Genomic DNA, 14,260 nt, shown 5'->3' with positions numbered 1-14,260 from the left:
CTGGTCGAGAGTGCCCCTTCCCAATCGGTACACCCATGATCAGTCATCGCGGTTCGTCTATTTCCATCGTTCTTGTTCAGTACGCGGTCATAGTGCTGGGTACGCTATACGTGCTGTTCCTGTGGCTGATGTTCTACTATCACAACGATCGGACCCATGATGAGCGCCTGAAAGCCGAGGCGGCGGAGCACTTGAACCTGTCGGTTATCATCGCGGAGAACCTGCGGCAGTTGGCTGACCGGGCCAAAGCTGCGGGGGCTATCTACAGTAGCGAGCAACAGCAGGGAGGCGAGGTAGCCGAGCGCTTGTCCAGGTTGCTGGCAAGCGATCCGGTGTTCAACCGTTTGAGTGTGTTCGATGGGCGGGGCCAACAACTGTTTGCCAGTCACGGTGATGGGTTGGAAAGTTTGCCGGTGCCCTGGCTGGAGAGGTTGCATGAGGCGACTGACGTTCAGGTCAACCAGCCTTTCATTCCTCTGGCCTTGAACGCCGCCGAGGGACAATGGCCGCTTCCCAACTGGCGCCTGCCGTTTCTTGTACCCCTGGCCGGCAGTGATGGGCAGGCTATGCTGATTGAGATGGATATCGGCTATCTGGTCGGCCTCTATCACTACATCGATCTCGGCCAAACGGGGTTTATCCAACTGTTGGATGTCAGCGGTAGGGAGCGGGTGCGGGCTGACTCCAGTGGCGTCATACTCGGTGGCGAAACCCTGACTCCGGCACCTGGTGGCGGCACCCGCGCGGTGTATACCTCGCAGGCAGGCAGCAAGCTATATCAGAGCGCTTTCCATAGCATGCCGCAGCATGGCTTCACCGTGGTCATCAGCAAGCAGTACGACGAGATACTGCAGTCATTTCGCGCCGGCCAATCGCGCCAGTTGTTGTTCAATGGCGTCATGACCCTGGCGGTGTTGATCTGCGTATTCTGGATGGTCAGGATGCTGCACGGCCAACAGGCGGCACTGCGCACCTTGCAGCAATCGCAGGGGGAGAACCAGCAGTTGATCGCCCGCCTGGAAAGCGAACATGAGCGCAGCAGCCGCGCCGCTTCCACCGACCACCTCAGCGGGCTGTTCAATCGTCGGCAATTCATTGAAGTGGCCAGCCGGCAACTGGTTGAGCAGCGCAGCAGGCGACGGCTCCTGGCCGTGTTGTTCATCGACCTGGACCGTTTCAAATCCATCAACGATACCCTCGGTCATCGCATCGGTGACTTGCTGTTGCAGGCAGTTGCCGGGCGCATCACCCGCCTGCTTGAGCCGGGTGACGAGGCGGCCCGTTTCGGTGGAGATGAGTTCGTGGTGCTATTGGCAGGTAGTCGCACCGAGCAGCAGATCATCAGTTGGGTGGACCAATTGACGCAGCGGCTGTCAGCGCCCTATCAATTGGAAGATAGCGAGGTGAATACCAGCCCGAGTATCGGTATCAGCATCTGCCCGCGTGATGGTCAGGATGTGGACAGCTTGATTCGCCATGCGGATGCGGCCATGTACTCGGCCAAACGGGCAGGCCGGGGTCGATATCGCTTCTTCGATCCGTCATTGAACGTGGCCGATGTGCAGGAATTCTATCTGGAGCAGGCCTTCGGCGAGGCGCTGGCAAAGCACCAGTTCGTATTGCACTATCAGCCGCAGATCGACCTGGATTCGATGTCGGTCACCGGTTACGAAGCGCTGGTGCGCTGGAAGCATCCTGATTTCGGACTGATCTACCCGGACCGCTTCATTTCCATTGCCGAACGCAGCGGCTTTATCATCGGGCTGGGTGAGGAGGTTATTGCACTTGCTTGCCGGCAGTTGGCCGCTTGGGGCGATGAAGGGCTCGATACCCGGGTGGCGGTAAATGTGTCGGCGATACAGCTGAGTCAGCCGCATTTCAGCAGTATGGTGTTGCGGCAACTGGCTGAGACGGGGGTGGAAACGTGGCGGTTGGAGTTGGAAATTACCGAAACCGCCATCCTTGAGAAGGAAAGCATGGCTATTGCCAGCCTGGAAACGCTGCGCGCTGCCGGGCTGGGAGTAAGCCTGGACGATTTCGGTAGCGGCTACGCCGGTTTCGCGCACCTACAATCACTGCCCGTGAACAAACTGAAGATTGACCGTGGCCTGATCGCCCAGTTATCCAACAGCCACGATGACAGCCTGATCGTGTCCTTCACCATTACTCTGGCCAAGCGGCTGTCGCTGCGGGTGGTGGCCGAGGGAGTGGAAACGGCAGAACAACTGGTTTATCTCCGTCTTGCCGGCTGTGACCTGGTGCAGGGATATCACTTCAGCCGGCCCATGCCCGCTGAACAGGTGGCCGAATTCGAACGTGGTTTCCATGCCACCAAGGTTAATGCCGAATGAGAGTCCTGTTGTGTGGTCTGGTGTTTCTGCTGTCGCTGCAGGCTCCTGTTGTTCTGGCTGACGCTGCGCACTGCCGCCAGGTTGGACTGAGCATCGCTACGGTGCCAGTGAAGAACATCGACCAACTTATCGAGGAATATCAGCCACTGGCCGAGTGGCTGAGCGAGGGGCTGGATATGCCGGTACAGATACTGCGCTCCAGCTCCTATGAAAGCGTAATTGATGCCATCGTCTCCGGTGGTGCGGATATCGCCTTGCTCGGTCCGGCCTCCTATCTCACAGCGCACCGGCAGAACGACGGCATTGAGGCTTTTGCCTCCATGGCCATGCAGGGTGGTTATTTTTCGTCGGCGGGGGACTATTACCAGTCCATTCTGGTGGTGCGGGCCGACAGTGGTATGGATAGCCTGGTGGATATCCGCGGCCAGCGTCTGGCGCTGAGCGATCCTGCGAGTACTTCGGGAGCACTGATCCCCCACCGCGAATTCCCCGTCAGTGGTGGCAGCCCTTTGCATCAGCACTTCGATCGGCAGATCTATGCCGGATCACACGACAAGGCGTTGGATGCACTGTTGCTGGGGCGGGTTGGGGCAGCTTTCGTATCCAGCGTACGTGCCGATGAATATCTCCGGCGCGGGCTTATCACCACCGATTCGCTACGGGTGCTCTGGCGCTCGGCACCCATTCACTATGATCCCTTCGTCTTCAGCAGCGAACTGTGTCAGGACTTGAAAACCCAGATTCGCGAACTGATGCTCGCGCGTTCGCCAGCGATGCAGGTCTTTCTGCAATCGCAGCGGGCGGCGCGGATCATTCCGGTCGCCCACCGGGTCTACGAGCCGCTGCTGCAGTTGATGACGCCGCGCTGAATCCGCGGCGCTCCAGCAGCACTCCCGATTCCATGTGATGGGTATAGGGGAACTGGTCGAACAGGGCGCAGCGGACGACACGGTGCGTCTCATGCAGTTCGTCCAGGTTGGCCGCCAGGGTCTGCGGGTTGCAGGAGATATACAGGATACGTTGGTAGCCCTTGACCAGCTCGAGGGTGGCCGGGTCCAGTCCGGCGCGGGGCGGATCGACGAATACAGTGCCGAAGTCATAGCCGCTCAGGTCGATACCCTGCAGCCGCCGGAACTCGCGCACGCCGGTCAAGGCCTGGGTGACTTCCTCGCTGGACAGGCGCACCAGGGTGACGTTGTCCACCTGGTTCAGGGCGATGTTCTCCAGCGCCGAGCGCACCGAGCTCTTTGACAGTTCGGTCGCCAGCACCCGGCGAAAGCGGGTGGACAGCGGCAGGGTAAAGTTGCCGTTGCCGCAATAGAGCTCCAGCAGGTCATCGGCATTATCACCGGCCACCTCTTGCGCCCAGGCGAGCATATGCTGGTTAACCTGGCCGTTGGGCTGGGTGAAGCCGCCTTCGGTCTGCTGGTAATGCCAGGTGCGGCCGTTGACGCTCAGCGCCTCCAGCACGTGATCACGCTGCAGCACCCGTTTGCGCCCGCGGCTGCGGCCGATCAACAGGATGTCCAGCTGTTGCGCCAGAGCCGTGGCTGCCGCATCCCATTCTTCATCAATGGGGCGGTGGTAGCACAGAGTGACCAGTGCCTCACCGGTCAGCGTGGTGAGAAACTCGATCTGGAACAGCTTGCGGCCCAGCAGCGGATCGGCCTTGCAGGCTTCCAGCAAGGGCATCATCAATTCGTTGATGCGTTTACTGGCGATCGGTAGTTGCTCGATCAGGATCGGCCGGCGGTTGTCGCCCGGCTCGAACATGGCGTAGTGGGGCTGGCCCTGCTCGTACCACAGGCGAAACTCTGCGCGCAGACGAAAATGTTCGCGCGGCGAGGTGAATACCTCCGGCTCGGGTGCGGCGAAGGGCTGCAGCAGCGACATCAGTCGCTGGCGCTTTTCCTCAAGCTGCTGGTCATAGCCAGCGGGATCGAATGCCGTACCCATCAGCTGAAGAACCCGAGTTTCACGATAAACAGGGCCGACAATATATACAGGCTCGGATTCAGCTCACGCCAGCGGCCAGACAACAGCTTGATCGCGGTCCAAGAAATGAAACCCAGGGCGATGCCGTTGGCGATGGAGAAGGTCAGCGGCATGACCAGCGCGGTTACCACCACGGGCGCTGCTTCGGTCAGGTCTTCCCAGTCGACCTGCACCAGACCGCTGGTCATCAACACGGCAACGAAGAACAGTGCCGGTGCGGTAGCGAAGGCGGGTACGGCGCCAGCCAGCGGAGAAAGGAACAGGCTCAGCAGGAAGAGTGCAGCGACCACGCAAGCGGTCAGGCCGGTGCGGCCACCGGCGGCGGTGCCGGCGGTGGATTCGACATAACTGGTGGTGGTGGACGTACCCAGCATGGAGCCGGCCATGGTTGCGGTGCTGTCGGCCATCAATGCCCGCCCCAGGCGTGGCAGTTTGCCTTCCTTATCCACCAGCCCAGCCTTTTGCGCTACTCCGATGAGGGTGCCTGAGGTGTCGAACAGGTCGACGAACAGAAAGGCGAAGATCACGCTGATCAGGCCCACTTCCATGGCGCCGGCGATATCCAGCTGCAGCAGAGTGGGAGTGAGGCTCGGCGGTGCGGAAACGAAACCCGTAGCACTGGTCAGGCCCAGCGCCAGGCTGATGAGGGTGACCAGCAGGATGCCGATCATTACCGCACCGGTCACCCGGCGGTAGGCCAGTGCGACGATGACGGCAAAGCCCAGGGAAGCGAGCAGCGGCCCGGGTTGCGTCATGTCGCCGGCGCCCACCAGAGTAGCTGGATTGTCCACCACGATGCCGGCGCTCTTCAGGGCGATCAAGGCCAGGAACAGGCCGATACCCGCAGCGATGGCCGAGCGTAGCGGCAGGGGAATGCTGTTGATCACCCACTCGCGGATCTTGAAGATGCTCAGTAGGAAGAAAATAAAGCCGGAAATGAACACTGCCCCCAATGCCACTTGCCAGCTGTAGCCCATCGAACCGACCACGGTGTAGCTGAAGAAGGCGTTGAGCCCCATGCCCGGTGCCAGGGCGATGGGATAGTTGGCCCACAACCCCATGATCAGCGAGCCGATGGCGGCCGCGATGCAGGTGGCAACGAAGGCCGCACCCGGATCAATGCCCGCATCCGCCATCATCACCGGGTTGACGAAGATGATGTAAGCCATGGTCAGAAAGGTGGTGACACCGGCAATAATCTCGGTGCGCACAGTGGTGCCATGGGCTTTGAGTTGGAACAATTTATCCAGCATGACGGGGTCTCGGTTGGGATTGGGGGCGAAAAGGGCGGCATTTTAGCCTATTCGATCGCCCAGCGCAGCATTGTCGGTACCCGCTGGGCCGCCAGTCGTCGCGGTAAGGTTCGGCAGCGCAGAGGGTGAATTTTTACCGACGTTGTGTCAGGCTTTACGGTCATTTTTCCGGAGAGCCGTCATGAGCAATACTTTCGAAACCGACGAACAGCGTGTGAGCTACGGCATTGGCCGTCAAATGGGCGACCAGCTGCTGTCGAGCAATATCCCCGATCTGGTGATCGAGCTGGTCATGGACGGCGTGCGGGATGCTTACACTCAGCAGGCCAGCCCGGTTGACGAAGCAGCCATGCAGGCGGCTTTCCAGACGCTGCAGGGCAAGATGCAGGCGCTGGCCGAGGAATCTGCTCGCGCCGCCGGCAAGGCTGGCCTGGAATTCCTCGAGCGCAACGCCGCCCGCGACGGTGTGGTAACGCTGCCGTCCGGCCTGCAGTACGAAGTGATCGCAGCCGGTAACGGCGCGACGCCGACCGCCAGCTCCACTGTGCGCACCCACTACGAAGGCACGCTGATCAGCGGCGAAGTGTTCGATAGCTCCTACAAGCGTGGTCAGCCTGCCGAGTTCCCGGTGGGTGGTGTGATCGCTGGCTGGACAGAGGCGCTGCAACTGATGCAGGAAGGGGCCAAATGGCGTCTGTATATTCCTTCCAACCTGGCCTACGGCGAGCGTGCCGCCGGCAGCATCCCGCCGCACAGCACACTGATCTTCGATATCGAGTTGATCCAGGTTTTGTAAGGCGTTTCAGCGGGGCGACCTTGCGGTTGCCCCGTGCTGGATGGTCTGGTCGGATTGCTGCTGGAGCGATTGCTTCAAATCAGAACTGACGATCTACCGCAAACCGTGCCAGCTGCTCCAGCGCATCCCGGTAGACTGACGGCGGCAGGGTCTGCAGCAGGCTGATCGCCTCATCCGCATGCTGGCGCGCCAGATTGGCGGTGTATTCCAGAGCGCCACTGTTTTCCACGGCTTCACGGATAACCGCGATGTCGTCGGTTCCGCCTTTCTGGATCGCCTTGCGCACCAGGCTGGCCTGTTCCGGCGTGCCTTCGCGCATGGTGTAGATCAGCGGCAGGGTGGGTTTGCCTTCGGCCAGGTCGTCGCCGACATTCTTGCCCATGGCTTCGGCATCGCCGTTGTAGTCCAGCAGGTCGTCTATCAACTGGAAAGCGATACCCAGCGCGTCCCCATAGCGACGCAGCGCCTCGGTTTGTTCGGCCGGTGCGTCGGCGAGCAGGGCGGCGGTATGGGTGGAAGCCTCGAACAGCATGGCAGTCTTGCTGCGGATAACTTCCATATAGGTGGCTTCATCGGTGCTGGCGTCGCGAATCTTGGACAGCTGCAACACTTCGCCTTCGGCAATCACGTTGGTAGCGCCGGCCAACACGCGCATGATGCGCATGTCATTGAGTTCGACCATCAATTCGAAAGAGCGCGAATAAAGGAAATCACCTACCAATACGCTGGCAGCATTACCCCACAGAGCATTGGCAGTGGAACGGCCGCGGCGCAGGTCGGAAGTATCGACCACATCGTCGTGCAGCAGCGTCGAGGTATGCATGAACTCGATGATCGCCGCCAGGGTGTGTGGCCGTTCGTCGGTCAGGCCGCAGGCGCGGGCGCCAAGCAAGACCACAAGAGGGCGCAATCGCTTGCCGCCGGCGCTGATGATGTAGCTACCGATTTTCTCAACAAGCGGGACGCGGGAATGCAGTTGACGCATGATCAACTGGTTTACAGCTTCGAAGTCATCAGTGACCGCAGTGTAAAAGGGCAGGGTGGTCATCTACAGCACGCTTTCAGAAGGGTTGCGCGGCATGCTAGGCGGCGGCCAGCGTGCTGTCAAGAAAGCGAGTGGCGCGGTCTGCGCAGTCGCACGCATAAACAGCCGCCCGCGCATTGCGTTGCACAGGATAAGTCGGTAGAATCCCCGCCCCTGAAAACCCGATTTACAGCATCCCTGTTTTGACAATGGCAAGCTCGGGCCCGATAGGCGGGTTCACTTGCAGCCATGCCGGCCACTAACCATTATTCCCAAGCGCCGGGTGAGCAGGATTACGGAGAAAGCAACATGTACGCAGTAATTGTTACTGGTGGTAAGCAGTACAAGGTCGCCGAAGGCGAATTCCTGAGAGTAGAGAAGCTGGAAGCCGAAACCGGTTCCACTATCGAATTTGATCGCGTACTGCTGGTTGGTAACGGTGACGACGTCACTATCGGTGCACCGGTTGTTGATGGCGCCAAGGTGACTGCAGAAATCAGCGCTCATGGTCGTGGCGAGAAGGTTCGTATCATCAAGTTCCGTCGTCGTAAGCACCACATGAAGCGTCAGGGCCACCGTCAGTGGTACACCGAAATCAAAATCACCGGCATCTCTGCCTAAGCATTGAGGAGATAAACTCATGGCACACAAAAAAGCAGGCGGTTCCACACGTAACGGTCGCGATTCAGAAGCCAAACGACTTGGTGTGAAACTGTACGGTGGCCAGCAGGCTACTGCCGGCAACATCATCGTTCGTCAGCGCGGCACCGAGTTCCACGCCGGCAAGAACGTTGGTATGGGCAAGGATCACACTCTGTTCGCCAAGGCTGACGGCGTGATCAAGTTTGAAGTCAAGGGTGAGTTCAACCGTCGCTACGTAAGTGTCGTAGCCGGCTGATAGCATCCCGGTTTCAAAAAGCCCTGTCTTGCGACGGGGCTTTTTTGTTTGTAGCTTAGGGCTTGTTCAATGGCCCCTCAATCAACCCCTTCAGGGGGAGCGCAATGAAATTCGTAGATGAAGTATCCATCACGGTAAAGGCTGGTGATGGCGGCAATGGGTGCATGAGTTTCCGGCGGGAGAAGTTCATCCCCAAGGGTGGTCCTGACGGTGGCGACGGTGGTGATGGCGGTTCCATCTTCCTGGAAGCCGATCCCAACCTGAACACTCTGGTCGATTATCGTTATACCCGTCGTTTCAACGCCAAGCGTGGTGAGAATGGTCGGGGTTCCGACTGCACGGGTGCCAAGGGTGAAGACATGGTTCTGCCGGTCCCTGTGGGTACCACTGTGGTCGATGCCGGCACCCAGGAAATCATCGGCGACCTGACCGAGCCAGGCCAGCGTCTGCTGGTGGCTCAGGGCGGCTTCCATGGCCTGGGCAATACGCGCTACAAGTCCAGCGTCAACCGCGCTCCCCGGCAGACATCCAACGGTAGTCTGGGTGAGTTGCGCGATCTCAAGCTGGAGCTGAAGGTGTTGGCGGACGTCGGTCTGCTGGGCCTGCCCAATGCTGGCAAGAGTACTTTCATCCGCTCGGTCTCGGCGGCTACGCCCAAGGTCGCCGATTATCCCTTTACCACCATGGTGCCCAACCTGGGTGTGGTGGACGTGGGTCAGTTGCGCAGTTTCGTCATTGCCGACATCCCCGGGGTGATTGCCGGTGCCGCCGAAGGCGCCGGGCTGGGTACGCGTTTTCTCAAGCACCTGTCGCGCACTCGGCTGCTGTTGCACCTGGTGGACATGGCACCGCTGGATCAGAGCGATCCGGTGGAAGCGATCGAGACCATTATCCATGAGCTCGGCAAGTTCAGTCCGGCGCTGACCCTGCGCGAGCGCTGGCTGGTGCTGAACAAGTGCGATCAGTTGCTGGAAGACGAGCAGCAGGCGATTCTCGATGATGTGGTCGAGCGGCTGGAATGGGAAGGTCCGGTATTCGTCATTTCCGCGGCTGAGCGCGAAGGCACTCAGGAGCTGGCCAAGGCAGTCATGAACTGGCTGGATGAGCGCGTGCTGCGTATGCAGGAAGATGAGGAATATGCTGCTGAGGTCGCCGAGCTGGACCAGCGCATCGAAGATGAGGCGCGGGCGCATATCCAGGAGCTGGATGATCGTAAGGCGCGGCGCAAGGCTGGCATCACCGATGACGAAGAGGATTTCGACGACGATGATGAAGATGGCGAAGATGGCCCGGAAATTATCTACGTTCGCTGAGCGGAGCTGAAATTGCATGCGTGACAAGGTGACTGCCGCCCGGCGTTGGGTGATCAAGATTGGCAGTGCATTGCTGACCGGTGATGGTCGTGGCCTGGATCGCCAGGCCATGGCCGTGTGGGTGCAGCAGATGGCGGCCCTGCGTGAGAGTGGGGTGGACGTGGTGCTGGTGTCCTCCGGTGCCGTAGCGGCGGGCATGACCCGGCTGGGTTGGAGTGAGCGACCGAAAAGCATCCATCAGTTGCAGGCTGCCGCGGCAGTGGGGCAGATGGATCTGGTGCAGGCTTGGGAGAGCAGCTTTGAGGAGTTCGGGCTGACCACTGCCCAGGTACTGGTCACTCATGATGACCTGTCCGACCGCAAGCGCTATCTGAATGCTCGAAGCACTCTGCGTGGCTTGTTGGACTTGGGGGTGATCCCGGTCATCAATGAAAACGATACCGTTGTTACCGACGAGATCCGTTTTGGTGACAACGATACTCTGGGTGCGCTGGTAACCAATCTGGTTGAAGCTGATCTGTTGGTGATTCTTACTGATCGTGATGGCCTGTACACCGCTGACCCACGCAGCAACCCTGAAGCTGAGCTGATTTCCCAGGCCATGGCAGATGATCCGACGCTGGATGCCATGGCTGGCGGCAGTGCCGGTGCGCTGGGTCGTGGCGGGATGCAAACCAAGTTGCGCGCGTCGCGGCTGGCGGCTCGTTCCGGGGCCAGCACCATTATTGTTGGTGGGCGCATCAAACAGGTGGTTGCCCGGCTGAAGGCGGGAGAGCAGCTGGGTACCTTGTTGTTGCCCGAAAAAGGCATGCTGGCGGCGCGCAAGCAATGGCTGGCTGGGCATCTGCAGACGCGTGGGCGTCTGGTTCTCGACGAAGGCGCAGTGCGGGCCTTGGAAGGCGGGTGTTCCAGTCTGCTGCCGGTGGGGGTCAAGGCGGTCGAGGGTAATTTCCGGCGTGGCGAGATGGTTGTCTGCGCCGGTCTGGATGGCCGAGAAGTTGCCCGGGGACTGGTCAACTATGGGGCGCAGGAAGCAATGCGCATCATTGGTCGGTCCAGCGAGGAAATTGTCAGTGTGCTCGGCTATGTTGATGAGCCGGAGCTGGTCCATCGGGATAACCTGGTATTGGTCTAGGCATCTGGCGGGCCGCAAGGCCCGCATCGCCGGCTTTTCGGTAGGTGAGCGGGCTCTTTTATTCCAGGCACAAAAAAACCGGCTCAATGAGCCGGTTTTTGTATCAACGCAGAACGCGAATCAAGCGGCGGTAGCCATGGCCTTGATGTGTGCGTTCAGGCGGCTCTTGTGACGAGCGGCCTTGTTCTTGTTGATGATGCCCTTGTCAGCCATGCGGTCGATGACCGGAACGGCAGCAGTGTAGGCAGCTTGTGCTTTTTCCAGATCTTTGGCGTCGATTGCCTTGATCACGTTCTTGATGTAGGTACGAACCATGGAGCGCAGGCTTGCATTGTGATTGCGGCGCTTCTCGGCCTGCTTGGCGCGTTTCTTGGCTTGAGGTGAGTTGGCCACCGTCTTGCTCCTCAGAAAATCTAGTGAATTAGGGTATAAATAAGGTCGCGTACTGTGCCGTAGAGCGTGACCAATGTCAAGGGAGAGGCCGCTGAATTGTTCAGTGTCCTCTATTCGATACCGGGCTGGCGCAGTGAAGTGTCCAAGTATATCCGGTTAGCGCTATCATCGCGCTCTTTAGGACGACTCCAGGCCTCGAATGATGATAACGCAATGTTCTTTATTGCGCCGTCGCTCTTTCGCGAAGGGTCCTCCGGAACCCCGGAGCCGGACCACAATCTGCATTCCCGGCCAGTGCCGAAAATGACGGAGTAGTGGATGTCGCTCTTGCTTATCCAACCAGACCTATTGATGTGATACATGACTGATACTGTTCCACCGGTTAAGCCTGCCGATAAGGCCCCCAGCCTGCTGCGCTCCGGCATGGTAGTCAGCATCATGACCATGCTGTCCCGTGTGCTGGGTATGGTGCGGGATGTGGTGGTAGCTGCCTATTTCGGCTCCCAGTCCGAGGCGGACGCCTTTTTCATCGCTTTCAAGATCCCCAATTTTTTGCGTCGGCTGTTCGCCGAAGGGGCCTTTGCCCAGGCGTTCGTACCGGTGTTGTCGGAGTACCGCACCCGGTTCACCCTGGCCGAGGTGCAGAATCTGGTCAACCGCGTGACCGGTACCCTGGGGCTGACGCTGGCGGGCATCACGCTGCTGGGGGTGGCTGGTGCGCCGGTGCTGATCACGCTGTTCGCCCCCGGCTTTCATGGGCAGACGGAAAAGCTCGCGCTGGCCACCGACATGTTGCGCATCACCTTTCCCTATCTGTTCCTGATTTCCCTGACGGCGCTGTGCGGGTCGATCCTCAACAGCTACGGTCGTTTCGCTGTGCCGGCCTTCACGCCGGTACTGCTCAACCTGTGCATGATCGGCGCAACCCTGTTCATGACGCCGTACTTCGATCAGCCGATCATGGCGCTGGCCTGGGGGGTATTCATTGCCGGGGTGGCGCAGTTGCTGTTCCAGTTGCCATTCCTGGCGCAGATCAAGCTGCTGCCGGTGCCGCGCCCGGATCGTCATCATGAAGGCGTGAAGCGCATCATGACCTTGATGGTGCCGGCACTGTTCGGCGTGTCGGTCAGCCAGATCAACCTGCTATTGGATACGGTGCTGGCGTCCTTCCTGCAGACCGGCAGTATCTCCTGGCTATATTACGCGGACCGCCTGTCGGAACTGCCGCTGGGGGCGTTCGGCATCGCTATCGGAACGGTGATCCTGCCGGCGCTATCGCGCCAGCATGCCGGGGAAGACCCGAAAGCCTTTGCTGCCACCTTGGACTGGGCGGTGCGCATGGTGCTGCTGGTCGGTGTGCCGGCGGCCCTGGCGCTGTTGCTGCTGGCCGAGCCGCTGATCGCCACGTTGTTTCATTATGGTGCCATGACCGAGCGTGACGTGGTGCAGGCCGCCAATGCATTGCGGGCCTATGCCGTAGGGGTGATGACCTTCATGCTGATCAAGGTGCTGGCCCCTGGATATTTCGCCCGGCAGGACATGAAGACCCCGGTCAAGATCGCCATGATCTGCATGGGCGCCAATATGGTGTTCAACCTGATCCTGGTCTGGCCGCTGGATCACGTCGGTCTGGCGCTGGCGACTTCGCTGTCGGCGCTGCTCAATGCCGGCATGCTGTGGTGGGGATTGCGCCAGGCGGGTATCTACCAGCCGCAGCCGGGCTGGCCGCTGTTCATCATTCGGCTGGTGTTGGCCTGTGCGGCGCTGGCGGCAGTAGTGTTGTGGCTGGCGCCCGGGGTGGAGCAGTGGTTTGCCTGGGGCTGGCAGCAGAAGGCCTGGCAGATGACTATTCTGGTGGTGGCGGGTATCGGGGTGTTTGTGGCTACGTTGGTGGCCACCGGTTTGCGGATGCGGCACCTGCGGCGCTGATCCTGCCGAGCCCTGGGACGGTCGAGCACCGGCTCGACCTGCGATGGCGCCTGAGACGCCGTTGTCGAGCTGGTGCTCGACAATCCCAGGAAACCCGCTCCTGCCGGCAATGGCCCGGCAATCAGCCAGGGCAAGGTTCAGCCATGATTGTCCATAGCCCTCCCCGATGACGCCGCACCCCCTAACCCTGTATACTTTCCGGCTTTGACCCATCTGCCGATAACGAGCGCTATGGAACTGGTCCGCGGCTTGCACAATCTGCGTCCCCATCATCGTGGGTGCGTGGCAACAATTGGTAATTTCGACGGTGTACATGCCGGGCATCAGGCGATTCTCAAGCGTCTGAGTCGTCATGCTGCGCGTCTGGGGTTGCCCGGTTGCGTGGTGATCTTCGAGCCGCAGCCCAGGGAGTATTTCGCCCCCCATAGCGCACCGCCGCGCCTGACCCGCCTGCGCGACAAGCTCGCGCTGCTGGAAGAGCAGGGCGTCGACCGAGTACTGTGCCTGGCATTCAATCGCCGCCTGCGCGAGCTGAGCGCGGATGAATTCATCCAGCAGGTGCTGATCGATGGGCTGGGCGTAAAACACCTGGAAGTGGGCGATGATTTCCGCTTCGGTTGCGATCGTGCCGGTGACTTTGCCTTGCTGCAGGCGCGTGGCCAGCAGCAAGGGTTCACTGTCGAGTCCGCCAGCACCGTGGCCGAAAGCGGCGAGCGCATCAGCAGCACCCGAGTGCGTCAGGTTCTGGCGGAGGGAGACTTCCCCCAGGCCGAGCGCCTGTTGGGTCGCCCGTTCAGCATTACCGGGCGAGTACTGCATGGCCAGAAGCTGGGCCGGACCCTGGGTGCGCCGACTGCCAATGTGCAGCTCAAGCGCATCAGTGCGCCGCTCAATGGGGTGTACCGGGTCAGCGTCGAGCTGGACGGCACACGGCACCTCGGTGCCGCCAATATTGGCACCCGTCCCACGGTGAACGGGGATGGCCAGGCGCATCTGGAAGTCCATCTGCTGGATTTCGACGGTGACCTCTACGGTCGCCGCATTACCGTGGTATTTCATGAAAAACTGCGTGACGAACGCAAGTTCGACTCGCTGGACGAGTTGCAGGCCGCCATCAAGGCTGATTTCGCCACCGCACGGGCCCAATGGGCCGCCGAATTGAACAAGTGAGCC

General features: G+C 60.2%; 12 protein-coding genes and 1 pseudogene. 9 read left to right on the top strand and 4 right to left on the bottom strand.

Annotated elements, in window-relative coordinates:
* Window positions 1-35 precede the first annotated feature (35 nt).
* Both BM267_RS03905 and BM267_RS03900 read left to right on the top strand, forming a co-directional pair.
* A complete protein-coding gene (locus BM267_RS03905; protein ID WP_074777768.1) occupies window positions 36-2,351 on the top strand; it encodes a putative bifunctional diguanylate cyclase/phosphodiesterase in 2,316 nt (771 codons plus the stop codon).
* Complete coding sequence (locus BM267_RS03900; RefSeq protein ID WP_074777770.1) at window positions 2,348-3,220, top strand: phosphate/phosphite/phosphonate ABC transporter substrate-binding protein; 873 nt, start codon at window positions 2,348-2,350, stop codon at window positions 3,218-3,220. The genes BM267_RS03905 and BM267_RS03900 overlap by 4 nt, the downstream gene beginning before the upstream one ends.
* A gap of 4 nt (window positions 3,221-3,224) precedes the next feature.
* Here the strand turns inward: BM267_RS03900 and trmA are convergent.
* A pseudogene (gene trmA, locus BM267_RS03895) lies at window positions 3,225-4,307 on the bottom strand (tRNA (uridine(54)-C5)-methyltransferase TrmA); the annotation flags it as partial.
* Window positions 4,307-5,599, bottom strand: coding sequence for an NCS2 family permease (locus BM267_RS03890; protein ID WP_036989460.1), 1,293 nt, complete (start codon window positions 5,597-5,599; stop codon window positions 4,307-4,309). The pseudogene trmA and the gene BM267_RS03890, both read right to left, overlap by 1 nt.
* Window positions 5,600-5,780: 181 nt before the next feature.
* Between BM267_RS03890 and BM267_RS03885 the strand changes: the two genes are divergently transcribed.
* Window positions 5,781-6,395 (top strand): FKBP-type peptidyl-prolyl cis-trans isomerase, encoded by a 615-nt coding sequence (locus tag BM267_RS03885; protein WP_074777774.1) that lies wholly within the window; start codon window positions 5,781-5,783, stop codon window positions 6,393-6,395.
* A 79-nt stretch (window positions 6,396-6,474) separates the two neighbouring features.
* Here the strand turns inward: BM267_RS03885 and BM267_RS03880 are convergent, their stop codons facing one another.
* Complete coding sequence (locus BM267_RS03880; RefSeq protein WP_036989462.1) at window positions 6,475-7,443, bottom strand: polyprenyl synthetase family protein; 969 nt, start codon at window positions 7,441-7,443, stop codon at window positions 6,475-6,477.
* Between the two features lie 285 nt (window positions 7,444-7,728).
* Between BM267_RS03880 and rplU the strand changes: the two genes are divergently transcribed.
* The 4 genes from rplU (at window position 7,729) to proB (ending at window position 10,765) form a co-directional block, all read left to right on the top strand.
* The gene (gene rplU, locus BM267_RS03875) at window positions 7,729-8,040 is read left to right on the top strand and encodes a 50S ribosomal protein L21 (protein WP_036989463.1); all 312 of its coding nucleotides are present in this window, start codon (window positions 7,729-7,731) and stop codon (window positions 8,038-8,040) included.
* Between the two features lie 19 nt (window positions 8,041-8,059).
* A complete protein-coding gene (gene rpmA / locus BM267_RS03870; RefSeq protein ID WP_036989464.1) occupies window positions 8,060-8,317 on the top strand; it encodes a 50S ribosomal protein L27 in 258 nt (85 codons plus the stop codon).
* A gap of 104 nt (window positions 8,318-8,421) precedes the next feature.
* Complete coding sequence (gene cgtA, locus BM267_RS03865; protein WP_036989465.1) at window positions 8,422-9,630, top strand: Obg family GTPase CgtA; 1,209 nt, start codon at window positions 8,422-8,424, stop codon at window positions 9,628-9,630.
* Between the two features lie 16 nt (window positions 9,631-9,646).
* Window positions 9,647-10,765 (top strand): glutamate 5-kinase, encoded by a 1,119-nt coding sequence (gene proB / locus BM267_RS03860; RefSeq protein ID WP_036989466.1) that lies wholly within the window; start codon window positions 9,647-9,649, stop codon window positions 10,763-10,765.
* Window positions 10,766-10,885: 120 nt separating this feature from the next.
* Here proB and rpsT read toward each other — a convergent pair whose 3' ends face one another.
* The gene (gene rpsT, locus BM267_RS03855) at window positions 10,886-11,158 is read right to left on the bottom strand and encodes a 30S ribosomal protein S20 (protein ID WP_036989467.1); all 273 of its coding nucleotides are present in this window, start codon (window positions 11,156-11,158) and stop codon (window positions 10,886-10,888) included.
* Window positions 11,159-11,518: 360 nt separating this feature from the next.
* Here rpsT and murJ point away from each other — a divergent pair, with 360 nt between their 5' ends.
* Together murJ and ribF are read left to right on the top strand one after the other, a co-directional pair.
* The gene (gene murJ, locus BM267_RS03850) at window positions 11,519-13,087 is read left to right on the top strand and encodes a murein biosynthesis integral membrane protein MurJ (protein ID WP_074777776.1); all 1,569 of its coding nucleotides are present in this window, start codon (window positions 11,519-11,521) and stop codon (window positions 13,085-13,087) included.
* Window positions 13,088-13,318: 231 nt separating this feature from the next.
* A complete protein-coding gene (gene ribF / locus BM267_RS03845; RefSeq protein ID WP_074777778.1) occupies window positions 13,319-14,257 on the top strand; it encodes a bifunctional riboflavin kinase/FAD synthetase in 939 nt (312 codons plus the stop codon).
* The last annotated feature ends 3 nt before the right edge of the window (window positions 14,258-14,260 follow it).

It is taken from the genome of Halopseudomonas bauzanensis, from assembly GCF_900114735.1.
Classification (GTDB): Bacteria; Pseudomonadota; Gammaproteobacteria; order Pseudomonadales; family Pseudomonadaceae; genus Halopseudomonas; species Halopseudomonas bauzanensis.
This window is presented reverse-complemented; position numbering and strand designations above follow the sequence as displayed.